Consider the following 22,350-nt stretch of genomic DNA (forward strand, 5'->3'; position numbering starts at 1 on the left):
GCCAAAAGACACTGTAAATTGGATCCTGAATTGAAAATCTATAATCAAGAAATCAATAAAAGAAGAATCGGAATTGAGCATGTATTTGGCAGCCTGAAAACCTTCAAAATCCTTGCTGAGCGTTATCGAAATAGAGGTAAAAGGCTTGGTTTGAGATTCAATTTAATCGCTGGAATCTACAACTTGGAACTGAGCAAAAAATGATTTATGAAAGAGGTCTACTGGGTAGATTGGTTTAATAAAGGGCGTGTGAATAGCACACTAGGCTGTTTGCTAATTTCTGATTTTAAATAAATACTAAAATGCTTTATTCATTTTTAAGATAAAGATAAACAGTACAGGGCTTAGAAATACCCATAGAGACACAAAGCTAATACTGGAGCTAAACTGGGTACGTAATAAAAACATCGCGACGAATAAGAAAATACCTGCAGCGAATTTAGTGTACGTAGGAAAATCCGCTAAAAAAGCGTAATTAGATTTTCGGGTTTTTAGGATCTGCTTTTCACTTACCACATAAAAACCAAAACAGCTCAGCCAAAGCAGACCGATCACTGCAATCCATATCATATTGATGATTCCTGTTGAGTGATTTTTAATTTAGCCTGAATTTTATTGACCGCTTTTTGCTGAATGGGCGTAATTTTTTGGTGTAAAAATAGGGCAAAAAGGGCCAAGGTCCATAACATTAGCTCAATACGCAAAAAAGGCCAATAAGTCGCAAAAGAAGCAATATATTGCTGGGAAACTAAATAATAAATATCAATCAGGGGAAGTATAAAGGCAGCACAAATCAGAAGTTTAAGCTGCATTCTCCATATATGCTGCTGTGGGGTTACACATGCCAGGATAAAACTGCCAAGCCAGATAGAGAAAAAACTATAAATTTCATAATTTGGTGCACCTACAGGAATACTGATAAAACGATTCGCATAGAGATATCCCAGCATGGCAAGCGGCAAGCCAATAATTATGGTGATATTCAAGCGGTTCACTAAATAGTGTCCGAGATGAAACCGCACTGATTTTTTCTGCATTTGGCGTTTCAGGCTCCACAGCAGCAATCCGGATGCAATCATTGCGCAGCCTAATATGCCGGAGAAAAATAACCCTAAACGTAAAACAGGTTCAGCAAAACGTGCCATATGTAAACCATACATGCTGGCATTTAGTGTGGCAATTGCACTTTCATTTCGTGTATTTTCAAGCAATTTTCCGGTAGCAGCATTTAAAATAAGCTGTGCCTGATTTCGTGTAATGGAATGATCTTTGAGCTGAGTTAAGGTTATGTGTGCCAGCTGGGTATTGGGCTGCTTGACCGTGATATTGTCAAATTCCGCATATCCCCAGTGTTGCTGTGCCGTGGTGATAAAATGTTGAATTGGCAGCATCTGGGTTTTCACAGGAACTGAGTGGGTGGCTGATGTATTGATTGTGCGAATTTCTTCAAAATATTGAAAGGGATTGTCTGGATAAAGTTTTTTCATACCGGAAGGCAGCACGATATAAAAGAAAATCGCCAACCCGGTAAATGTCATGGTCAAAAAGAACGGCAGGGCAATCACTGAACTGACATTATGAAAATCCAGATAAGAGCGCTGTCCTTTAAAGGCTCTTAGGGTAAAAAAGTCTGTCAGTATTTTTTTATGGGTAATAATTCCTGAAATCAGAGTCAGTAACATGATAAAGGCAGCGACCGTCACAATGAGGCGACCGATGGTGTAGGGCATACCATAGAGCTGAAAATGAAAATTATAGAAAAAATCTCCCCCTTGTGTGGCTGAAAGCTGTAATTCTTTTCCTGTCGAAGCATTCAGGGTTTTGACTTCATAGCCACCATCCGCTTTTTGCCAGTAGACTTTATTCACCGGTGAATCTTGATTGGCGACTCCGATATACCAGTTTTGGGCGTCCGGTGCATGCTGCTGTAAATAGCTGTAAGCAGATTTTAAGGCAGTTTCCTGATTGACTTGTATTGAGGCAAATTCAGGCTGCATCCATATACTGATTTCATGCCGGTAATAGGTGACCGCGCCTGTTAAAAAGATCGCGAAGAGCAGCCAGCCAAAACTTAAACCTAACCATGAATGTAGCCATGCCATGGATTGACGGACAGATTTATGCATGGTTTAACCTATGAAGCGGGAGATGGTAAATAAGCTAAGGAAAGGAAGCAGGCTATAGACCGAAAGCTTTTTTAAACTCTGGATACAGAAGATGCCAATCACAAAACAGACATAAAAAATCAGGGCAATAACGGCGGCCAAATAGACGGATTCTGCTTTGGGCAGAAAAGCCTGTAGAAAGTAAGCCAGATCGAGTGCGATCAAATAACTGCACAAGTAGCCCATCCCAAAGCTCATGCCTAAGCGATAGAAAATGGCGAGTGGCTGCACTACAACAGACATCATATTTGGCCTTGAATAGATCTATACTGATGAAAATCTAAAAACTTAATAAACAAAACTTAAAGTCGTTACCAGATACTGTTTTTTATAGGCCTGCTGATTCAATTTTCCGGCCTTGTCTGCTTCTTTGCCAACTTCAATGACATATTGACCTTTCCATGGCGTGGCGATCGTAATCTGGCCTTGGCCGTTGGTGGTGTATTTTTTTAGCCAAAATTGCGGGGAAAAGACTGTGACTTCAACATCCGCAGCAGCTTTACCCTGATACAGTACCGTAAATGTATTGCTGTTGATCTGGGTCGGGACAATATCCAGTTCGGACTCTGCTTTCAAGTTTTGTCTGCCGGATTTGGCATGATAGCTCAGCAATGATTCTCCATAGATCAATTCATGAGTGAGCTGGACATCGGTCTGGCCTTGGGTTGCATAGAGCAAATGATCCTGTTGCATTTGAGGACTAAATGTTTTTTTGGCCTGAACGGCCTTTGCCTGATTGAAAGACTTGAGGGCACCTTGCTGCGTTTCTTTGAGCTGTTCACTATATTCACCAAAGAACGCATGAGTCTGCTGATTTGTGCCACGTTCTAGCCAAAGCATATGCGCCTGAGCTGAAAGTGTCATAGACAGTCCAAGGGTCAAAGCGATCATTTTTTTCATTTGTTTTACCTATTTTTGTGTATGTAGTGATGATTTAGCCCTGAACATGTCGTCAAGGCTCAGCTTAAAAATTAATATTTAAATTTCACAGCAACGCTGTAATTCGCTGGTGCACCATAAAAACCTTGCTGATTGGGGAAATTGAATAGGTATTTTTCATTGGTCAGGTTATTACCATTGGCTTGAAAGGTCATATGCTTATTCAACTCATAGCTGGCCATTAAGTTCACGAGCGCATAGGCATCCTGTTCAATGACTCCAGCTTTCTGGGTAATCACTCCATTGGTGGTTGCTTCAGGCACATCCAGATAGGTTTGATCCTGCCACTGCACACCAAGGCCCAGTTTCAGTTTTGGAAGTTGTGGCACCTGATAGGTGGTTAAAAGATTAAAAGACTGGGTTGGATTGAAGGTACGCGCATCACCGCCATTGATCAGATCTTTCAGGCTAAACTGGGTATAACCAAAGCTTAAGTTAAAATGGTCGGTCAGTTGTCCCGCCAAGCCAAACTCGTAGCCTTGGGAACGCAGGTCACTGACCTGAGTTGTGCGTAAAGTCGGGATACCATCAGAATCACGAAGCGGATAATTACTTTGCTCCGTTCTGAACACAGCCATGGTGGCGGTAAGCTTGTCATCTAGCCAAGAACCTTTGACTCCGACTTCATAGCTTTCACCTTCGATCGGTTTGTTAATGCTGCCATCATCTGCTTTGGTGGTTTGCGGACGGAAAATCGAGGTATAACTCAGGTAACCTGTATATTCAGGGCTAAAGTTATAGGTCAGACCGGCATAGGGTAAAACTTTATCTTCATCATAAATGGTGTCGGTCCCATAACTGCTACCACTGCTTTCAGCCTGAACGTAGTTCGCACCTAAAAGCAGTTTCAGATCATCATTCAGATGCAGTCGGGTCGCAGCATAAAGGCTCTGGTTCTTCTGCCGGATATGCATTTCACCACTGGTTTTCGACATATCCCAGCTTGGTTCTTCGGGTGTAAAGCTGGCTAAATCTGTGGTCAGCGGATTGACAAAGCTGCCAGCATAACCCAATTCATCCAGACGATTTTTGGCCCAGACATAGCCCAATGAGGCTTCATGGCGTTGTCCCCAAAGCGGATAGGTGCCGCTAAAACTCAGGCTGGCTTGTTGTTCTTTATTGTCATCAATATACATGCCTGGGTAGAGGAAGATGCCTGAAGTGCCATTTGCGCCAGGTTTGCCGGACAGAAACAAGAGCTTTGAATCGCGTTGTGTACGTTTTTCATCATAGGTCAGTTTGGCTGTCCAGTCGCCACCCAGTTTTTGTTCAAGCTCGGCAAAGTAACTTTTAATATTGCTATCCCAGTGGGCCCAGCTTGGACTGTAATTATAATTCCGTGAGTAACTGAGCTGCTCGCCTTCAGTATTGATCAGTGGATTAGAACCCCAATTGACACCATTCGGCTTGTGATTGGTTTCGGTATAGCCAGCAGTCAATAGAGTTGTGTCAGTAATATCTGCCTCCACAACAGCACCTATGCCGTTTTTTTCCAGTTCATAACGATCCAGATAACTGTCGCCTGTTTGTTGATAGCCAAATACACGACCTCTGACTTTTCCATCTTGGGTGAGAGGAGAGGATACATCTACTTCATAGCGCTGCGTATTCCATGAGCCATAACTGGCATTAAAGGCTGTTTGAAGGTCGGATGTCGGGCGTTTGCGAATCATATTAATAGTTGCGCCGGGATCGCCAATTCCATTATTTAAGGCATTCGCGCCTTTCACCACTTCGATACGGTCAAACAAAAAACTGTCTGGATTATCATTATTATAATTATAGCCTTCGAGTGGAATACCAACGCCATCGACTAAAACATTTGAAATCTCGAAACCTCGGGCAAGGTAGGAGCTCCGTTCCGTTTCCTGATTGCTGACGATAATGCCAGGGGTATTGCGCAGTACGTCCCGGGTATTATCCAAGGCAAAGTCATCCAGTTGCTGGCGAGTGATGACATTGACTGTTTGCGGCGTTTCCTTGAGTGGAATATTCAGTTTTGAGGCGGTTGACGAATTTTGGATGATATAAGCCTTACTCTGTTCGGAGCTGAGCTCACTCTGTTCTGATTCCGCTGTAAATGTAATCGTCGGTAATTGCTGAGTATCATCGGCAAAACTTTGCTGGGACACTAAAATTGCAAGACTAAGAAGAGAAAGCTTAAATGATGGAGGAACGGTATAAAACATTTTAGTTAATGTAAATGATAATAATTATCAGTAATATTATTGTTTAATATCTCTTAAAGCAATCTCAATATAATAGGAAATCCAAATGAAAAATGAGTTAATGATAGGTAAATCTACAAATAAAAGTTTAATGTAAGGAGTAGGGAACAATAAAATATCACTGTTAAAAAAAGATGTTATTACCTTACTTTTGTGCTCCTGAACCAATTTGTTTATATACTGCACGATAAATTTTCAAATCCTCAATCTGGAGTGACTTTGTTGCATAAAGGCTTCAGAGATAGATCTTTTCTAAGTTACTCGAATTCAAGTGACAACTTGGGTATGAGGTCGACCTAATTCCGTTAATTTATCGCCTAATAATTTAATGCAATACATTTTGGTTTTGACCAAACTTCGCCGATGATAGCCTGACCATTTCTTCCATAGTGTCCTGCCTAAACATTTAACGGTTCGAAGTAATTCATTTCGCTCTTGCGAATGAACTTTTGTAATTTTCTAAGGCTTTGCATTTTTTCTGGAGGGAACTACCGCATATGCTTACCGGTCTGCAATGACTTGACGGCATTGCTTGGTGTTATAAGCCTCGTCTGTATAAACTGAATCAATCTGTTCATCCAACGGAATTTGATCAAGTAACTCCCCAAGGATTCGTGAATCACTCACATTATTCGTTGTGAGCTGAACTGCTCGTATTTGAAGAGTTTTAGCATCTATAGTGGGTATTGGTATGTTGAATGTAGTTCGGAAATTCTGTAATCGAGCCATGGCTTTGTAATAGGGTGGCCAGTGACATCACATATTTGTAGGCATTCAAGGCAGTTTCAGCTCGTAGTCCGCTCAGCATATTTTGTGCATCGATGACCTGTGTGGCGGTGCCCATATCTTCTTTAAAAGACAATTCTTGGATGCGTAAATTTTCCTGTGCGGCTTTCAAGTTTTGTGCCAGAAGTGCATCACTTTGCTGTACACTGAATGCTTTGCTATAAGATTTATAAATCAGATTTTCAATTTCTTGCTGGGTGCGTGCAGTGAGTAATTCTGTAGCAGAGCGTTTGAGTTCGGCAGCCTGAATATTCTTGTTTTTATCGATCCCGGAAAACAGGTTATAGCGTGCGGCAACTCCGACAATCCAGTTTTCATTTTGATCCAGACTATATTCGCCAAAAGCAAAAACATTCGGTTTTTTTGCCGCTTGCTGGGCTTTCACATTGGCTTGAGCCAATTGGGTATGCATGAATTAGCTCTACATGCTTTACATGTGGCACTGATGAAAGGCCAAGGTACACAATATTTATGGATTGATTCAACAACTCTGCCAATTTGTAAAAATCAACGTATTTAGCGTCATAAATCATTAATCCAAATTGCATCACATGGTAGAAGCTCAATAGGCTGGTTTTATGGCTGTAAATTACGTATTGCGATGAATCAATTTGGTGAAATTGCCTGTTCTGCTTTATCGAATGGACATGTTGCTAATATAAAAATGGTTGAGCAATTGGTTGCTGGTATAGAAGCAAAACTTTACGGGGATCGAGGTTACATCAGCCAAGAATTAAAAATTAGATTGAAAGATCAAGGTATTGATTTAATTACTTATCATCGGAAGAATATGCAGGCTATTCAACTCTGTGCATCAGATAAATATCACTTAAGACAACGCAATAAAATAGAAATATTATTCGGCTTATTGAAGGGGCAATACAATTTATTGACGAGTAAAGCACGTAGTCTTCATGGATTTCTGCGTGGAATTTACGCCTCACTATGTGGATATCAATTAACCCATCGAAATAAGCCAACAATTCAAATTAAGGACTCATCGGCTTAAGCAGGATTCGGGTTAAATAAGCTTTCAAAAATAGCTTGACACACTAAAGCTATTTTAAGCAGGCAATGAATATGAAAGAAAACGCTAAAGAAAAATAAAAAAAACAGCGTATGATTTACTCAATGGAATTTTAGATGATGCAGACAAGATGATCCGTAATGATTGGTCACGTGCCGAAATACAAGAAATTTATGACTTGCCTTTAATGGATTTACTGTTTCAGGCACAGCAAATTCATCGCCAAAACTTTGAACCGAATACTGTTCAGGTCAGTACTCTGCTTTCAATTAAAACGGGCCGTTGTCCGGAAGATTGTAAATACTGTTCGCAATCTGCACATTACGATACTGATCTGGAAATTGAAAAACGCGTAGAAGTACAAAAGGCGATTGCTGAAGCCAAACAGGCCAAAGCTTCCGGTTCGACCCGTTTCTGCATGGGCGCAGCATGGCGTAATCCGCATGAACGCGATATGCCGTATGTGCTGGAACTGGTGCAGGAAGTCAAGAAACTGGGCATGGAAACCTGTATGACTCTAGGAATGCTGAATGCCTCACAAGCGGAACGTCTGAAAGATGCAGGGCTAGATTATTATAACCACAACCTTGATACCTCACGTGAATATTATGCCAATGTCATCAGTACACGTAGCTTTGATGACCGCTTAAATACGCTTGATCATATACGTGATGCCGGAATTAATGTCTGTAGTGGCGGTATTGTCGGCTTGGGCGAAGGCGTACAAGACCGAGTCGGTTTGTTGTTTGAACTAGCGACTATGCCGATTCACCCGGGTTCGGTGCCCATAAATATGTTGGTTCCTATTGAAGGCACACCACTGGCCGATGTTGAAAAACTGGATGTGATTGACTGGATTCGTACTATTGCGGTAGCACGGATTATTATGCCGAAGAGTTATATCCGCTTGTCGGCAGGTCGTGAATCTCTCTCTGACTCTGATCAGGCACTGGCATTTATGGCTGGAGCTAACTCATTATTTTCAGGTGATAAATTGCTTACTGCCCCGAACAGTGGTGAAGGTAAAGACAAAGCCTTGTTTGCTAAATTAGGCTTAAAAGCTGAAGCTGCCAAGAAAACAGCTAAAGAATTGGCTGTAGATGCGATGCAACCTGCTTAATTAATCGTGTAACAAACAGGGATCATTTCAACTTGAATTGGTCCCTTTTTTATTGGAACAGACAAAATGAAGATACTGATGATTACGGGTTGGGGGCTAGGAACAGCGGTCTTAACCCCGTTTGTAGAACAGTTGCGGCAGCAGCATCAAGTTAAAGTATGGGATATTTTCGATCCTAACGTAGAAAGTCTTTTGGCCGAAAAAGTCAGGCAGGCGAGTTCGTTTGATGTCTTGATGGGGTGGTCTTTGGGTGGACAGTTGGCACTTTTGCTGGCTAATGAAATCCAGCAACAACTGAAAATTGCCAAGCCAGTGATTTGCTGTATGTCAAATCCCTGTTTCGTGGCCAATGAAGCATGGCCACAGGCGATGCCAGTTGAACAATATACACAATTTAAATCTTCCATACTGGCTGATCCAAAACGCGGGATGCAGCGCTTCTGTACCTTGGTCACTTTAGCTGGTGCAGCAGCGCGTGAACGTGCAAAATTATTGCACCAACAGTTAAATAGTATTGATTTAAACTATCAGATTAAGCATCTTTATCTCTTGCATCAATTAAATCTGGTAGATATCCTAAAAAATCATTCAGTCAAGATGCTATTTATATTTTCCGAGAACGACATGTTGGTTCCTTGCAAAGTTAGTCAAGAATCCGTGTTTTTAACAACCCAAAATCTGAATTTGGTAAAAATACAGGGCACGCACGATGCCATCCTTTTTGATACCAAGTTACTCGTTGAGCCAATTTTAAAATTTTTAGCCGATCTGGCTTAAGCAAAAAGAGATTGGTAGCTCTTGACGTTTCATTTTCAGATTTAACGCGCTAAGATCAGTTTTAGTTTTAATAATTGGGGTAAATTCTGTGCAGGACGCTTTTGATCAACAGCATATTTGGCATCCTTATACCTCCATGACACAACCCTTGCCATGTTACAAAGTTAAAGCTGCACATGGTGCAGTCATTGAACTTGAAGATGGTACCGAGCTGATTGATGGCATGTCGTCCTGGTGGTGCACAATTCACGGTTATAATCATTCTGAACTCAATCAGGCCGTAACAAAACAATTAGAGTCGATGTCACATATCATGTTCGGTGGTTTGACTCATCAGCCTGCGATTGATCTGGGTAAACTGCTGCTTGAGATCACAGCGCCTGAACTGGATAAAATCTTCTTTGCCGATTCCGGCTCGGTCGCGGTTGAAGTGGCGCTGAAAATGGCCGTGCAGTATTGGCATGCACGTCAGCAACCGCAAAAAACCAACTTTGTTACCACACGCTCTGGCTATCATGGCGATACCTGGAATGCCATGTCGGTTTGTGACCCTGTAACCGGTATGCATCAGATTTTTGGTTCCAGTTTACCGAACCGTTTATTTGTTCCGGCACCTCAAAGTCGTTTTGATGGGGCATGGCAACCCGAAGATATACAGCCACTTGAGCACATGCTGGCACAGCAGCATCAGCAGATTGCTGCCATGATCATCGAGCCGATTGTGCAAGGTGCAGGCGGGATGCGTCTCTATCATCCGGAATATTTAAAACAAGCCAAGTTGTTGTGTGAAAAATACGATGTACTGCTGATTTTGGATGAGATTGCCACCGGTTTCGGCCGCACCGGAAAACTGTTTGCCTATGAACATGCTGAGATCACACCAGACATTATGTGTATCGGTAAGGCATTAACTGGTGGTTATATGACCTTGTCAGCGACCTTAACCACTCGCCATGTAGCAGAAACGATTTCAAGTGGTGAAGCGGGTGTGTTCATGCATGGCCCAACTTTTATGGCTAATCCGTTGGCCTGTGCGGTCGCATTAAAAAGTACCCAGCTGTTACTGGCTCAAGACTGGCAGACGCGTATTCAACAGATTGAAAGTACACTAGAACAATATTTACTGGATTTAAAATCCTTGGCACAAGTCAAAGATGTGCGTGTCCTCGGCGCAATTGGCGTGGTTGAGCTACATCAAACTATTGATTTGGCGCGTTTTCAGGCTGAATGTGTATGCCGTGGCGTCTGGATTCGTCCTTTTGGCCGTCTGGTCTATGTCATGCCGCCATATGTAATTTCAACACAGCAACTTGAAACTTTATTAAAGCATATGCGGGAGATGATTCAGCAGATAGAGGCAGTAGCATGAACCATCTTGAGCATTTCCAGCAGCAGCTAGATGACTTGAAACAGCAAGGGCAATATCGCCAGTTTAAGTCCAATATTTCTAGCCAGCCACGATTGCAACTCAATGGCCAAGAGATGCTGAATCTGGCATCCAATGACTATTTAGGTCTGGCATCCAACTTAACGCTACGTGAGGAATTTTTTGACCTCACGCCGATGTCTGAGCGATATATGAGTTCAAGCTCTTCACGTTTACTGACAGGAAACTTTCCCAATTTTGAACAACTTGAAGCACAGATGTCACAGGCTTTTGGACGTTCAGTACTGCTGTTTAATAGTGGTTATCACATGAATATCGGGATTCTTCCTGCGCTCAGTAATGCTAAAACCATGATCATTGCTGACAAACTGGTACATGCCAGTATTATCGACGGGATTCGTTTATCTAAAGCTGGCTATGTGCGTTACCGCCATAATGACCTGCAGCATTTGACTCAGTTTTTAGAAAAATATCAGTCAGATGAATCTATCCAGCGCATCATTGTGGTAACTGAATCAATTTTCAGTATGGATGGGGATGAAACAGATTTAACTGCTTTGGTGGCATTAAAACAGCAGTTTGCAAAAGTCATGCTCTATGTCGATGAGGCACATGCAATTGGTGTGCGCGGTGAACGTGGATTGGGCTGCGCAGAACAGTATCAAGTATTGGATCAGATTGACTTCCTGGTCGGTACCTTTGGCAAGGCTTTGGCTTCAGTTGGTGGTTATCTGGTCTGTGCGCCAGTGATTCGTGACTATCTGATTAATAGCATGCGACCTTTAATTTTTAGTACCGCCCAGCCGCCACTATGTATGGCCTGGACTAGATTTATTTTTCAGAAGGTACAGCAGCTTCAGGCGGGACGAATACATTTGGCAGCATTGGCTGTACGCTGTCAGCAGGGCATTCAAGACTTGGGATATCACTGTCCGTCAACCTCGCAAATTGTGCCGGTACTGATTGGTGAGGCAAAACGCACCATTCAGGCGGCTGAAATTATGCAAAAGCAGGGATTTTATGTGCTACCAGTACGTCCGCCAACGGTTCCTGCCAACACCTCCAGACTCAGAATCTGCCTGAATCAGAACATTTCTGCGGATGAGCTGGACGCATGTCTGCAGGTGCTGAGGAATTTGCCGCGATGAACAGCAAACAGATTGCCCAGCGTTTTGCTCAGGCAAATCTCAGTTATGAGCAGCATGCGCTGGTACAAAGTGCCGTAGCGGCAGAGTTGATGCAGTTCATGCAGCAGCATGTAGCACAACCACATTTGCAACGGGTATTGGAAATTGGCTGCGGTTCAGGGTTTTTTACCCGGCTTTTTATGCAGTATTACAGCTTTGATCATTTATTTTTAAATGATCTATATGCCGAAGTGAAGCAGCATTTCCCGGAAGCTGATCGGCTTTTGTGGGGGATTGGTAATATTGAAACCTTGCCACTGCCGCAGTCTCTGGACATGGTGCTGTCGTGTTCTGCATTGCAATGGATCTCGGATTTAAAAGCATTGTTGCTCAACATTGCGCAGGCCTTAAATCCCTCTGGGCATCTGTGTTTTGCCAGTTATACGGACAATAATTTAAAGGAAATTAAGGCACTGACCGGACAAGGCTTGGATTATCTGCCTTTAGCGGAGGTTTGTGAACTGCTTGAATCCTTAGGCTTTGACATTCTGCTGCAGACAGAAGAACAGATGACCTTGCATTTTGAGCATCCGAAACAGGTGTTACAGCATATCAAAGCCACTGGTGTACAGGCGACGGCACAGGGGTTTCGGTGGACAAAATCGTCCTTACAGGATTTTTATACCGGCTATCAACAATTCCAAGACCCTGAAAGCAAACAGTATGCACTGACCTATCATCCGGTTTATGTCATTGCACGGAAGACAGTATGAGCGCACAGATTTATTTTGTCAGCGGCATTGATACCGCAATTGGTAAAACCTTTACTACTGGTTTTCTGGCCAAAAATTGGAATGAGCAGGGCATTCGTACCATAACCCAAAAGCTGATCCAGACCGGAAATGTCGATATATCAGAAGATATCGAACAGCATCGTGCAATTATGGGTTGTGGATTGTTACCGGAAGACCAGCAAAAACTGACCATGCCGGAAATTTTTACGTATCCGGCTTCACCGCATCTTGCTGCGCGGCTGGATGGGCGAGCCATTAACTTTGAACAGATTCATCAGGCTACCGAACAGCTGGCTGTGGCCTACGACTGTATTTTGCTGGAAGGTGCCGGTGGTCTGATGGTGCCCTTAACCGAAGAGTTCCTGACTATTGATTATATTCAGACACATAATTATCCGGTGATTCTCGTCACTTCAGGGCGTTTAGGCAGTATTAATCATACCTTGCTGAGTCTTGAGTTGTTAAAACTCCGCGGGGTTCAATTATATGCCATTGCTTTTAATCATGCAGATAACTCCAAAGATCCCTTGATCGCTGAAGATACCATTGCTTATTTAAAACAGTATTTGCAGCGTGATTTTGCTGATACGACATGGGTTGATATTCCAGCTTTAAATTTAGCCCCGTCTATCCATGAGTAAGTGATCAGCTTACAGGGGGGCTGATGTGAATGCTTAAATATTGAGGTTGCGCCACTGTAAATTGAATCTGATAGCCATATTTGTTTAACACCATTTTCATCAAATATAAGTCTAGCCCATGCCCATTTTGCTAGGGAGATTTATGCCAGAAACGCTGTCCCAAGTATGCATATCTTCAACCTTTGATTATCATTATGAATGATCAGCACACATGCAGCATAGCAATTGAAATGGTATTTGCCTATGCCTGCAATAGAGCATTGTTAAGTAGGTTTTTAAAGACGGTATCTAGTTCAAAATCGGGTAGGGCAACTCGGGTCAGGCTCGGTCAGTCAATTGTTAAACTGGGTTCAATTTCCGGATAAAGCGACTGTAAATCGGCAATCACCTGAGTCAGGAGCCGTGCAATTTCAATACTGTACTAGATATCGCTCAGTACTTGATCGGTAGAGGAAAGTGCTAGAAGCTGTTCCAGTAGCTGGGTACATCGGCGGATACCAATGTGTACCTGCTGCAAGCTTTGTTGCAATTTGGGCGAGCTTGCCTGTTGTTCTGCCATCAGTTGTGCAAGCTGGATATGAGTTTTGATCGCGGTTAAAGGACTACGCAATTCATGGGCGGCGTATGAACTAAATACTTTTTCATTTTCCGGATTTTGATGCAGTTTATGTATTAAGTGCTTAGAGTTTTGGGCAAAGGACTGTACCTTGGAAGGCATTACTTTGGCATCTAAGGTTTTTAAATAGTGAGTAGCATCATTCACTGATAAATTTGGCTGACTTAAAAGGTTGAAACTTCATCTAAGGCTTTAAGCTCTCGACGAATAATCAAAACGATTAAGCCTATACATAGCAATAAAAACAAAATTATTGGTATTAATACCGATTATAAAATCTTTTTGAGCAATTATCCACGTAGGAACATCCGCTCTGCTTCCACCACTTGAATATCCCCACGACGTAACACATAACTGAGCCTCACCTTGTTGCTTTGTACTAAAGCCAACTACTTGGTGGCTTAAATCTTTCGGTGCACCTCGGGTTTTTGCTACCACATGCTGAACGACACTGACGTCAGAGCCAAATAAAGACACTTTATAGGCAATCAACTGCTCTTGATTGGTGGAATGAAGTTGTTGGGCTAGTACATTTTCATCCAAGTTTTGCATCGGCAGTTGTTGAGTCAATCGAGCGACCATTGGATGGCTGAATCAAACCAAATTGATATATTTCCTTGACTGAGTAAGGCTTTATTGTAGGTAGATCAACTGGTTGTACGATAGATCTTGGGTGCAGACCTCTTCATTTAGAAATTATATTCCCCAAGAAGCTTTCAGTGGTAGGTTTGTGCAACAAAGCCTCTTGCAAATAAAGGCTATCAAGGGATTTATACATTGTATCCAAATAGTTTATGGCCATTAAAAGCAAAAAAGCACTAAAAACCAGATCTCGAGCTAAAATTTTATAACCAAGAAATCAATAAAAGAAGAATTGGAATTGAACAGTTATTTGGAACTTTGAAAACCTTCAAAATCCTTGCCGAGCGATATCGCAACCCTGGCAAAAGACTAGGATTAAGATTTAATTTAATTGTGGGAATCTATAATTTTGAGCTGAGTAAAAAGTGAATTATGAAAGAAATCTAATATATAAAATTTTAAGAGATTATGAAAATTGGTCATACCAAAAAATAAATTAAATCTTTTATATTGTGTTTTTGGGCTAATATTACTAATATCGCCAATACAAAATGCACATTTTATCTCTTAAACACTAAATTGGTCATACCAATTTAGTGTTTAAGTACAATAAACTGTTCAATCTAGTAGTTAAGCATTTCAAGGAGTAGACAATGCTTCAACAGTGGCAACAAATTTATGATCCTATAGGCAATATCTGGATTTCGAGTGCTATTGCGCTAGTTCCAATTATTTTCTTTTTTTTAGCGTTAGCTATTTTTCGCATGAAGGGTAGTGTAGCCGCTACAATTACCGTCTTTTTAGCCTTTCTGGTCTCATTATTTTTATACAAAATGCCAATTGGAATGGCATTAGCATCAATGGTCTATGGATTCTTCTACGGCCTGTGGCCAATTGCATGGATTATTATCGGTGCAGTTTTTATATATAAGATTTCAGTAAAAACAGGACAGTTTGATGTTATTCGTTCGTCTATTCTGTCAATTACAGAAGATCAACGTTTGCAAATGCTATTAGTTGGGTTTGCTTTTGGTACGTTTTTAGAAGGTGCGGCAGGTTTTGGTGCGCCCGTCGCAATTACTGCGGCACTGTTGGTGGGACTCGGCTTTAAGCCTTTATATGCGGCTGGGCTATGTCTGATAGTTAATACTGCACCTGTTGCTTTTGGTGCAATGGGAATTCCGATCATTGTCGCTGGGCAGGTTTCAGGTGTTGACACCATGGAAATCAGTCAAATGGTTGGTCGTCAGTTACCCTTTATGGTGCCAATTGTATTGATCTGGATCATGGCAATCATGGATGGTTGGCGTGGGGTTAAAGAAACTTGGCCTGCTATTTTAGTTGCCAGCTTATCTTTTTCTTTAGCGCAATATCTAACATCAAATTTTGTTGGGCCTGAGTTACCCGATATCACTGCTGCAATTGCATCATTAATCAGTTTAACTATCTTACTTAAGTATTGGAAACCAAAACATATTTTTCTTTTTGAGGATAAAAATATACAGGTAGATGAAACTATTATCAAGCAAGCTCGTAAACAATATAGTGTGGCACAGATAGCCAAAGCCTGGTCTCCATTTCTGATACTTACAGCAATGGTGACGATCTGGAGCATCAAACCTTTTAAAGATTTATTTGTTAAGGACGGCCCATTAAGTGATTTAGTAGTTTCAGTTAAAGTGCCGTATTTGCATCAATTGATTCAAAAGCTACCACCTGTCGTGCCTGAAATTAAAGATTATGATGCGATTTATAAGTTTGATTGGTTATCAGCAACGGGTACGGCGATTATATTGGCGGCATTGATCACGATTATTTATTTAAACATGAAACCTAAAGAGGCAGTTTCGACATTCTTTGAAACCGTGAATGAACTAAAAACCCCAATTTATTCGATTGGTATGGTACTGGCTTTTGCGTTCATTGCAAACTATTCAGGTCTGTCAGCAACGCTTGCTTTAGCACTGGCACATACGGGTCAGGCTTTCACCTTCTTCTCACCATTCTTGGGTTGGGTTGGAGTGTTTCTTACAGGTTCAGATACTTCAGCTAACGCATTGTTTTCAGCGTTACAAGCAACTACAGCACAGCAAATCGGTGTGCCTGAAGTCTTGTTAGTTGCTGCCAATACCAGTGGTGGAGTAACAGGTAAGATGATTTCTCCTCAATCAATTGCGATTGCTTGTGCGGCAGTGGGCTTAGTTGGTAAAGAATCTGATTTATTTAGATTTACAGTAAAACACAGCATTATCTTTACGGTGATGATTGGTATTATTGTGACCTTACAAGCTTATGTTTTCCCGTGGATGATTCCGTAAACGGGTCAAGGAAAAAAATGAAAGTCTCCGATAAAGTAGTACAGCGGTTACGTCTATTGATTGAAAAAAATAATGTGCAAGTCGGAGAGCGATTGCCTGCCGAACGCCAACTCTGTGAACAATTGGGTGTGTCTCGTAGCTCTTTACGTGAGGCGATTCAACAGCTAATTACCGCAGGGATTATTCAGAGCAAAGCGGGTGCAGGCAACTATTTAAAGCAGTTGCCTGCACATTGGTCACAGCATCAAATCGTTGAGCCATTATCCGGTTTGATGGATCAAGATCCTGAATATCGTTTTGATGTACAAGAAGCTCGTATGGTGCTTGAAGGTGGTACAGCGTGGTATGCCGCACAACGTGCCACACCCAGTGATTTGATCAATATTCGTCAGTGTTTTGAGCAGATTAGCCATTTTCAGGCCTTAGGTGATGATGCACACGCAGCAATAGCGGATGCGAAGTTTCATCTGGCGATTGCAGAAGCATCCCACAATCTAGTGCTGATCCAAATGATGCGTAGTTTGTTTGATTTATTGCAAGACAACGTGATGTTAGGGCGACGTAAAGTCTACACTACACCACAACATTTTGAACAATTGCATGACCAGCACTTTGAAGTGATGGATGCAATTGAACGTCAAGACTCAGAGACTGCACGTAAGGCAGCTTGTGGGCATATTGAATTTGTTGTTCAACGCGTACGTATGATCGATGAAGAAGAAGCTCGTCGTCAACGTTCGAGTCGATTAAATAGGACATAAGTTATGATTATTTCTTCTGCAAATGACTATCGTGAAGCTGCGAAACGTCGTTTACCGCCATTTTTATTTGAATACATCGATGGTGGTGCCTATGCGGAATATACTTTAAAGCGTAATGTAGACGATTTATCAAAAATCGCTTTACGTCAACGTGTGTTAAATGACATGTCTGAGCTGAGCTTAGAAACGCAATTGTTTGGTGAAAATTTGGCGTTGCCAGTGGCATTGTCACCTGTAGGTCTAACGGGTATGTATGCGCGTCGTGGTGAAGTTCAAGCCGCGGTTGCCGCAGATAAAAAGGGCATTCCATTTACCTTATCAACAGTTTCAGTTTGTCCAATTGAAGAAGTGGCACCTGCGATTCAACGTCCGATGTGGTTTCAACTGTATGTACTACGTGACCGTGGTTTTATGAAAAATGCCTTGGAACGTGCTAAAGCCGCAGGCTGTTCTACCTTAGTATTCACAGTCGATATGCCTGTTCCAGGTGCGCGTTATCGTGATGCACATTCAGGAATGAGTGGTAAAAATGCTGCAATACGTCGTTATATGCAATCGTGTATGCACCCACACTGGGCTTGGAATGTCGGTTTATTGGGTCGTCCGCATGATTTGGGTAACATTTCGAAATATTTAGGTAAGCCGACAGGTCTGGAAGATTATATCGGTTGGCTGGGAAGTAACTTTGACCCTTCAATTTCTTGGAAAGATCTTGAGTGGATTCGTGATTATTGGGAGGGTCCCATGGTTATTAAGGGGATTTTAGATCCTGAGGATGCCAAGGATGCGGTACGTTTCGGAGCAGATGGAATTGTGGTCTCCAATCACGGTGGTCGTCAGCTTGATGGTGTTTTGTCTTCTGCTCGTGCGCTTCCTTCAATTGCAAGTGCGGTCAAAGGTGACATCAAAATTTTAGCAGATTCAGGGATTCGTAACGGTCTTGATGTGGTACGTATGTTGGCTATGGGTGCAGATATTTGCATGCTTGGTCGTGCATTTGTATACGCACTTGGTGCTGCCGGCGGTTCTGGGGTAAGTAATTTACTAGATTTGATTGAGAAAGAAATGCGTGTGGCAATGACATTGACTGGTGCAAGAACCATTGCAGATATTACATCGGATTGCCTGGTCAAGCTAGAGAAAGAGTAAGCGATTTAATTACTCACATTACTAAGGCTTTGCCAACTTTCCTTTGAAAAAAGAGATTTTTATCTGAATAATTTGGGTAAACAAAGCTTCCTTTTGAAAAAAAAACCAACCTTGGTAAGAGTCACCGACATAAAATACACTAAATAACATAATTGGTGCGTTAATAAACTCTATATATATCAGCAATATAGAGTTTTTATTTTGTGTGACGTAATTTAAGGTGGGGTGGGGTACTTTTATTTTTGGTCACTAATTTATTGTGATAATCAACAATAATAACCAACATACATATGCTCAATCTAAGAGTATTTTACTGACTGGTATAATTTTATGATGAGAGGGGTGTTGCCTGAGGCTACGGTTTTCTGTTTGGCCTTTTGACGTAAGACGAACAAATATAAGCTTTCTACTTTTTCACGTGCCCATGGTGTGGTACGCAAGAATCGTAATGATGATTTAACACTTGGGTCTATGCAAAAATAGCTATTCAATTTTGTGACTTAAGCCTTCAAAGCCATCATCGTAGTCCAATAATTCATCCAAAATGTCAGCAAGTTTTTTGCCGTGGAGTGGCTCATTGGATCAATCGTATTTGGCAAAGGAAGCAATTATGACCTAGGTCAGGTAGGAAAAACTCGCTTTGAGTATTTGTGATAATCATAAAGGGAAAGCCTGAGTGATTGGTTGCTTACCCTGTACATTACTTTGAGAGAATTGAAAATTCGTTAGATTATTTCACGAAAAGTCATATTTAATCTTCCATGTTTAATCTTTGTCTGCTTAGGTACGCTATGTTGCCAAAAATGTTGTATTTCACCCTGCATAATTAAAAGGTCACCATGACCTAAATTAATTTCAATTTTATCAGCATGGTCATCATTACGTCTGAGTAAAAAGCGACGAGCTTCTCCGAAGTTTAATGAGGCGATAGTGGGGTTTTCACCTAACTCAGGTTCAGCATCTGTATGCCATGAAATATGATCTTGTCCACTTCGATACCAATTCAGTAAAACACTGTTAAAAGGAGTATCGTTGATTGTAGAAAGTTGCTCTCTCATCCAAAGCAATGCCGCATTCCAAGGATGAGGGTGAAGTAAGATCCCTGAATATTTATAGCTCTTCCCTGTATCACCATACCAAGCTGATACACGTGGTAATTCATGTTTTTTACCGTAGAGTTTTACAGTATCTTGTTGCCAAGCAATATTTGTCCATTTAAGTTCGTTAATATTATCAACATCATGCCAATTCGTATTTTCCCAATCGTAATGATCATTTTCAAAGAATACAGCCAAAGTGCGATCAGCTATTTTTTTCTCAATGAATTTGGGTATATAAATTAAGCTACCATAAGGGATTTTAATTTCAAAACCCCTACCACAAGCTGTAGGTTGACTTGCATATTGTTTGGTGCCAAAACAAGTTGTCTCTGATGCGAAAAGATCTTCTATCATGATTAGATTCCTATTTTATAGTTTCGCAGCATAGACACGAACAGGTGCTTTACGCATGGAAGTCTTTTGTGATGTATAGCGATATTCTTCAACTTCAATTGTGCCAGTTGTATTTAAATAAATCGTATTCGGGCGGGTCAATTCATGTAAAGCATCAAAGCCACGGTTGCCTGAAGAAAAATCAGGGCTGACGGCAAATATAAAATTTTCATTGGGCTGCATTTTAATGAGTTGTGTGAGCTTTGATAAGCTAAATATGCCAGCGCTATACATATCTAGAATGTTATTAAACAAATGAAAGCATGGATATTGTTTGATATTTGATGCTAGGTAGTCAGGCTCTAATTCATCAAATGTACAGGCTAAAGCGATCACTTCTATATTTATTTCTGCTGCTTTAGCTTTTTTTTCAATCCAATAAATAGCACGTTTTAAAGCATGAGCAGAGGGTTCAATCAGGACCAGTTTCAAACATTTAATTTGAAGTTTTGACTCAATTAGATGATCTATAAAAGCTAGAGAAGCAATGCCTTGTCCACAGCCATAGTCAATTACACAGGCTTCAATTGGCTGTGTAATTTTAAAATGTGGCATCACTTGGACATAGTCAATAATCGTTCGCATTCGTTGATAATGGGCTAAGCCATACAGTGCCATATATGAAGTGAGATCATCAAATTGCTGAAGTGGATTTTTAGCACGAGCAGTACGATTGCAAAAAGCTGAATAGTTAAAATTTGCTTGTAAATAATGTTTGAAAAACTCAATATTACCTTGGCAAATTTCTTTAAAGTCGGTTGAGTCAATAGAGCTTAAAAACTGCTCTTCTATTTTATCTTTGTATTGTAATAATGCGTTCATGAATCATCCAAATATATAAAACTTGGATGTACTTTATGATGGAATATTCTTTTATATATTTTTCATAAGCTTACGATAATTTTTGATATAAGTGCTTTATTCAGGCCTAAAATTTTGATTTGTATGTAAAAAAATTGCCATTATCAGCAGGAAAATCCTATCAGATATACGAGAAAGTAGAAATTCTACTTTTTCAAAACCTCTTAATCCCTTATTTTACGCCTTCTTCGAAACAGTGTTTCTCAGAAAGGCTCAGGAAGTCTGTTCAGACGATTCGCTCAATACTAGCTGAGGCAGGTCTAGTGTCTTAATCCCTTATCAGCAGGGAAGTCCAAAAATACGACCTAGAGTCAAATAGTCTTGCGCTTGGATTGAGCGTTGCTCAATTTATTCCAAGCTCACCCATTATCAGCAGGGAAGTCTGTTCAGACTTGCAGAGATCAGCGATACGGCTGATACGCTTAAGTCTTAATCCCTTATCAGCAGGGAAGTCTGTTCAGACATTCGCAAAATCAAACTTCAACAAAGATTGGAGTGTCTTAATCCCTTATCAGCAGGGAAGTCTGTTCAGACGAATTGTTCTTAATTTTAACTAGGGCCTGTTGACATTTTCTGTTCAAAAAAATAGCGAGAAAGTAAAATTTAATCGCCAAACCAAATTTACTTCTCGCTATGCCTCGTACAATGCTGAATGATCAACACTGGTCTAAGTTACTTTCTATTTTCCGAAATTTTGATATCTATTCCAAATCTAATTTGAGAAATTTTGTCGAAGCAATACTTTATAGAATAAGAACAGGCTGCCCATGGCGTGATTTGCTTAAAGAATTTGGTTCGTATAACTCAATCTTTAAAAAATATAATCGTTGGTGTAAAAATGATAAGTTAATGAAAATATTTAAATTAATTTCTTCAAATGCTGATATGGAATGGGTTTTTATTGATGCTAGTCATGTTCGGGCACACCAACATTCTGCTGGAATAAAAGATCAGGATATTTCTAAAAGCATTGGTGGAAGTAGTTCTAAAATACACTTAGCTGTTGATGCGGATGGTAATCCAATCGAAATTATTATCTCCGATGGAACGATACATGATGTCAAGATTGCTCCCAAAATGATTGAAAAACTTGATTTGAGTGAAACGGAAGTATGTTGTGCAGACAAAGGATATGACTCTGAATCATTAAGAGAACAAATATCTGTGAAAAAAACTAAAGCGAATATTCCAAGAAAATCAAATACTCAGTCAAATAATGATCATATGGATTGGTATTTATATAAAATCAGACACTTAGTTGAGAATGCATTTTGTAGGTTAAACCAGTTCAGAGGAATAGCAACACGATATGATAAGCTAAAGTGTAGCTATGAGGGGGCAGTTGCATTAGCTTGTATATTTATTTGGCTACCTTTATCGCGTAAATTCTATACTTGAAATGTCAACAGACCCTAATGATTGATATGACATTTTTATGCAGTGAATGTTTATTTATGCTTCAAACTGACAGTATTCGTCTAGGTCATTTTCTGTGTTGAAAGAGATAAAATATTTGCTTTTATTGTGATAGGATTCTTCTAAATTTTAACTTAAAATCGAAATTTAATAATAAATAGTG

20 protein-coding genes and 5 pseudogenes are annotated in these 22,350 nt (G+C 40.7%); 13 read left to right on the forward strand and 12 right to left on the reverse strand.

What is annotated here, in order from left to right; all coding sequences use genetic code 11:
* A partial coding sequence (locus NI469_RS09920) for a transposase (protein WP_253175035.1) occupies positions 1-204 on the forward strand: 204 nt, incomplete at its 5' end.
* A gap of 93 nt (positions 205-297) precedes the next feature.
* On the opposite strand, the gene NI469_RS09925 is transcribed toward NI469_RS09920, so the two are convergent.
* From NI469_RS09925 to NI469_RS09955, 7 genes and pseudogenes are all read right to left on the reverse strand, one after another.
* Entirely contained in the window at positions 298-570 is a 273-nt protein-coding gene (locus tag NI469_RS09925; protein WP_180039001.1) for a hypothetical protein, read from the reverse strand.
* Complete coding sequence (locus NI469_RS09930) at positions 567-2,126, reverse strand: PepSY-associated TM helix domain-containing protein (protein WP_180039002.1); 1,560 nt, start codon at positions 2,124-2,126, stop codon at positions 567-569. Before NI469_RS09930 ends, NI469_RS09925 begins: the two co-directional genes overlap by 4 nt.
* Before the next feature lie 3 nt (positions 2,127-2,129).
* On the reverse strand, positions 2,130-2,411 hold the full coding sequence (locus NI469_RS09935; RefSeq protein ID WP_004647796.1) for a hypothetical protein: 282 nt from the start codon (positions 2,409-2,411) through the stop codon (positions 2,130-2,132).
* A gap of 42 nt (positions 2,412-2,453) precedes the next feature.
* On the reverse strand, positions 2,454-3,065 hold the full coding sequence (locus tag NI469_RS09940; protein ID WP_004647798.1) for a DUF4198 domain-containing protein: 612 nt from the start codon (positions 3,063-3,065) through the stop codon (positions 2,454-2,456).
* A 71-nt stretch (positions 3,066-3,136) separates the two neighbouring features.
* A complete protein-coding gene (locus NI469_RS09945) occupies positions 3,137-5,293 on the reverse strand; it encodes a TonB-dependent siderophore receptor (RefSeq protein ID WP_180039003.1) in 2,157 nt (718 codons plus the stop codon).
* 306 nt (positions 5,294-5,599) lie between these two features.
* Positions 5,600-6,010, reverse strand: a pseudogene (locus NI469_RS09950) (transposase); the annotation flags it as partial.
* Positions 6,000-6,530, reverse strand: a pseudogene (locus NI469_RS09955) (TolC family protein); the annotation flags it as partial. The pseudogenes NI469_RS09955 and NI469_RS09950, both read right to left, overlap by 11 nt.
* Between NI469_RS09955 and NI469_RS09960 the strand changes: the two are divergent.
* From NI469_RS09960 to bioD, 7 genes and pseudogenes are all read left to right on the forward strand, one after another.
* Positions 6,519-7,127: pseudogene (locus tag NI469_RS09960) on the forward strand (IS982 family transposase); the annotation flags it as partial. The pseudogenes NI469_RS09955 and NI469_RS09960 sit on opposite strands and share 12 nt — an antisense overlap.
* A 148-nt stretch (positions 7,128-7,275) precedes the next feature.
* Positions 7,276-8,265, forward strand: a complete 990-nt coding sequence (bioB, locus tag NI469_RS09965) for a biotin synthase BioB (protein ID WP_180039004.1) — start codon at positions 7,276-7,278, stop codon at positions 8,263-8,265.
* A gap of 66 nt (positions 8,266-8,331) precedes the next feature.
* Positions 8,332-9,042 carry an alpha/beta hydrolase family protein gene (locus NI469_RS09970; RefSeq protein ID WP_180039005.1) on the forward strand — a complete coding sequence of 237 codons (711 nt, stop codon included), beginning with the start codon at positions 8,332-8,334 and terminating at the stop codon, positions 9,040-9,042.
* An 88-nt stretch (positions 9,043-9,130) separates the two neighbouring features.
* Positions 9,131-10,411, forward strand: coding sequence for an adenosylmethionine--8-amino-7-oxononanoate transaminase (gene bioA, locus NI469_RS09975; RefSeq protein WP_180039006.1), 1,281 nt, complete (start codon positions 9,131-9,133; stop codon positions 10,409-10,411).
* Positions 10,408-11,577, forward strand: a complete 1,170-nt coding sequence (locus NI469_RS09980; protein WP_180039007.1) for an 8-amino-7-oxononanoate synthase — start codon at positions 10,408-10,410, stop codon at positions 11,575-11,577. Before bioA ends, NI469_RS09980 begins: the two co-directional genes overlap by 4 nt.
* A complete protein-coding gene (gene bioC, locus NI469_RS09985; RefSeq protein ID WP_180039008.1) occupies positions 11,544-12,329 on the forward strand; it encodes a malonyl-ACP O-methyltransferase BioC in 786 nt (261 codons plus the stop codon). Before NI469_RS09980 ends, bioC begins: the two co-directional genes overlap by 34 nt.
* Complete coding sequence (gene bioD, locus NI469_RS09990) at positions 12,326-12,991, forward strand: dethiobiotin synthase (RefSeq protein ID WP_180039009.1); 666 nt, start codon at positions 12,326-12,328, stop codon at positions 12,989-12,991. Before bioC ends, bioD begins: the two co-directional genes overlap by 4 nt.
* Positions 12,992-13,412: 421 nt before the next feature.
* On the opposite strand, the gene NI469_RS09995 is transcribed toward bioD, so the two are convergent.
* Together NI469_RS09995 and NI469_RS10000 are read right to left on the reverse strand one after the other, a co-directional pair.
* Positions 13,413-13,754, reverse strand: a complete 342-nt coding sequence (locus tag NI469_RS09995; protein ID WP_180039010.1) for a histidine kinase dimerization/phospho-acceptor domain-containing protein — start codon at positions 13,752-13,754, stop codon at positions 13,413-13,415.
* Between the two features lie 45 nt (positions 13,755-13,799).
* Positions 13,800-14,177 carry a hypothetical protein gene (locus NI469_RS10000; RefSeq protein ID WP_228305215.1) on the reverse strand — a complete coding sequence of 126 codons (378 nt, stop codon included), beginning with the start codon at positions 14,175-14,177 and terminating at the stop codon, positions 13,800-13,802.
* 321 nt (positions 14,178-14,498) lie between these two features.
* On the opposite strand from NI469_RS10000, the pseudogene NI469_RS10010 reads away from it, so the two are divergent.
* From NI469_RS10010 to lldD, 4 genes and pseudogenes are all read left to right on the forward strand, one after another.
* A pseudogene (locus NI469_RS10010) lies at positions 14,499-14,618 on the forward strand (IS5/IS1182 family transposase); the annotation flags it as partial.
* A 224-nt stretch (positions 14,619-14,842) separates the two neighbouring features.
* Positions 14,843-16,507: an L-lactate permease gene (lldP, locus tag NI469_RS10015; RefSeq protein ID WP_044112454.1), complete on the forward strand. Its 1,665-nt coding sequence runs from the start codon at positions 14,843-14,845 to the stop codon at positions 16,505-16,507.
* 17 nt (positions 16,508-16,524) lie between these two features.
* Positions 16,525-17,268: a transcriptional regulator LldR gene (gene lldR, locus NI469_RS10020; RefSeq protein ID WP_180039011.1), complete on the forward strand. Its 744-nt coding sequence runs from the start codon at positions 16,525-16,527 to the stop codon at positions 17,266-17,268.
* Between the two features lie 3 nt (positions 17,269-17,271).
* Positions 17,272-18,417 (forward strand): FMN-dependent L-lactate dehydrogenase LldD, encoded by a 1,146-nt coding sequence (gene lldD / locus NI469_RS10025; protein ID WP_114541435.1) that lies wholly within the window; start codon positions 17,272-17,274, stop codon positions 18,415-18,417.
* A 359-nt stretch (positions 18,418-18,776) separates the two neighbouring features.
* Here the strand turns inward: lldD and NI469_RS10030 are convergent.
* From NI469_RS10030 to NI469_RS10040, 3 genes and pseudogenes are all read right to left on the reverse strand, one after another.
* Positions 18,777-18,963 (reverse strand): annotated as a pseudogene (locus NI469_RS10030) (VF530 family DNA-binding protein); the annotation flags it as partial.
* Positions 18,964-19,142: 179 nt separating this feature from the next.
* Positions 19,143-19,871: an alpha-ketoglutarate-dependent dioxygenase AlkB family protein gene (locus NI469_RS10035; RefSeq protein ID WP_180039012.1), complete on the reverse strand. Its 729-nt coding sequence runs from the start codon at positions 19,869-19,871 to the stop codon at positions 19,143-19,145.
* Positions 19,872-19,886: 15 nt separating this feature from the next.
* Positions 19,887-20,732 (reverse strand): class I SAM-dependent methyltransferase, encoded by an 846-nt coding sequence (locus tag NI469_RS10040; protein ID WP_180039013.1) that lies wholly within the window; start codon positions 20,730-20,732, stop codon positions 19,887-19,889.
* Positions 20,733-21,404: 672 nt separating this feature from the next.
* On the opposite strand from NI469_RS10040, the gene NI469_RS10045 reads away from it, so the two are divergent.
* A complete protein-coding gene (locus tag NI469_RS10045) occupies positions 21,405-22,169 on the forward strand; it encodes an IS5 family transposase (RefSeq protein ID WP_253175041.1) in 765 nt (254 codons plus the stop codon).
* The last annotated feature ends 181 nt before the right edge of the window (positions 22,170-22,350 follow it).

Source organism: Acinetobacter lwoffii (genome assembly GCF_024129735.1).
GTDB lineage: Bacteria > Pseudomonadota > Gammaproteobacteria > Pseudomonadales > Moraxellaceae > Acinetobacter > Acinetobacter lwoffii_H.

What these genes read in the sequence shown, in the direction of transcription:
- NI469_RS09925 (WP_180039001.1), bottom strand. Translation starts at nt 570, where the DNA reads ATGATATGGATTGCAGTGATCGGTCTGCTTTGGCTGAGCTGTTTTGGT.
- NI469_RS09930 (WP_180039002.1), bottom strand. Translation starts at nt 2,126, where the DNA reads ATGCATAAATCTGTCCGTCAATCCATGGCATGGCTACATTCATGGTTA.
- NI469_RS09935 (WP_004647796.1), bottom strand. Translation starts at nt 2,411, where the DNA reads ATGATGTCTGTTGTAGTGCAGCCACTCGCCATTTTCTATCGCTTAGGC.
- NI469_RS09940 (WP_004647798.1), bottom strand. Translation starts at nt 3,065, where the DNA reads ATGAAAAAAATGATCGCTTTGACCCTTGGACTGTCTATGACACTTTCA.
- NI469_RS09945 (WP_180039003.1), bottom strand. Translation starts at nt 5,293, where the DNA reads ATGTTTTATACCGTTCCTCCATCATTTAAGCTTTCTCTTCTTAGTCTT.
- bioB (WP_180039004.1), top strand. Translation starts at nt 7,276, where the DNA reads ATGATCCGTAATGATTGGTCACGTGCCGAAATACAAGAAATTTATGAC.
- NI469_RS09970 (WP_180039005.1), top strand. Translation starts at nt 8,332, where the DNA reads ATGAAGATACTGATGATTACGGGTTGGGGGCTAGGAACAGCGGTCTTA.
- NI469_RS09980 (WP_180039007.1), top strand. Translation starts at nt 10,408, where the DNA reads ATGAACCATCTTGAGCATTTCCAGCAGCAGCTAGATGACTTGAAACAG.
- bioC (WP_180039008.1), top strand. Translation starts at nt 11,544, where the DNA reads ATGTCTGCAGGTGCTGAGGAATTTGCCGCGATGAACAGCAAACAGATT.
- bioD (WP_180039009.1), top strand. Translation starts at nt 12,326, where the DNA reads ATGAGCGCACAGATTTATTTTGTCAGCGGCATTGATACCGCAATTGGT.
- lldP (WP_044112454.1), top strand. Translation starts at nt 14,843, where the DNA reads ATGCTTCAACAGTGGCAACAAATTTATGATCCTATAGGCAATATCTGG.
- lldR (WP_180039011.1), top strand. Translation starts at nt 16,525, where the DNA reads ATGAAAGTCTCCGATAAAGTAGTACAGCGGTTACGTCTATTGATTGAA.
- lldD (WP_114541435.1), top strand. Translation starts at nt 17,272, where the DNA reads ATGATTATTTCTTCTGCAAATGACTATCGTGAAGCTGCGAAACGTCGT.
- NI469_RS10035 (WP_180039012.1), bottom strand. Translation starts at nt 19,871, where the DNA reads ATGATAGAAGATCTTTTCGCATCAGAGACAACTTGTTTTGGCACCAAA.
- NI469_RS10040 (WP_180039013.1), bottom strand. Translation starts at nt 20,732, where the DNA reads ATGAACGCATTATTACAATACAAAGATAAAATAGAAGAGCAGTTTTTA.
- NI469_RS10045 (WP_253175041.1), top strand. Translation starts at nt 21,405, where the DNA reads ATGCCTCGTACAATGCTGAATGATCAACACTGGTCTAAGTTACTTTCT.